Genomic DNA, 461 nt, shown 5'->3' on the forward strand with positions numbered 1-461 from the left:
ACAGGCCAGAAACCGGAAAATAAAAAAGTTGGCACACTACACTTTTTGAGAAAATATCGCCAAAAACCGCCCCCACGTCATTCAAATGCACTTTTTAAAACCGGAGGTGTCAAACTCAAGAGTGGCGTCAGTTTTAGGCAAAGCGATAGGCAAACCCGATTTGAAATGGGTGGAATTTACCGACGAGCAATCCCTACAAGGCATGCTGCAGGCCGGGCTTCCGCAGGAGTTTTCCCGTAGCTATACCGAAATGGGCGCCGCAGTAAGGGAAGGCATCCTTTGGGATGATTACCTACGACACAAACCCGAATTCAGCAAAACTAAGCTAGAAGATTTTGCCGGGGAGTTTTCGGCGGTGTATAACGGGTAAAAAAGACGCGATGTATCGCGTCTCTACGGACTATTCATTTTTATACGGACAGGCCCTATGATATTTTCAGTATCAACGGGCCTTCCTTTTT

General features: G+C 46.6%; 1 protein-coding gene. It reads left to right on the forward strand.

Features of this window, described 5'->3' with window-relative positions:
* Window positions 1-106: 106 nt before the first annotated feature.
* Window positions 107-370 carry a hypothetical protein gene (locus E2R66_RS28190; protein ID WP_134738031.1) on the forward strand — a complete coding sequence of 88 codons (264 nt, stop codon included), beginning with the start codon at window positions 107-109 and terminating at the stop codon, window positions 368-370.
* Window positions 371-461 lie beyond the last annotated feature (91 nt).

The organism is Mucilaginibacter psychrotolerans, assembly GCF_004519315.1.
Classification (GTDB): domain Bacteria; phylum Bacteroidota; class Bacteroidia; order Sphingobacteriales; family Sphingobacteriaceae; genus Mucilaginibacter; species Mucilaginibacter psychrotolerans.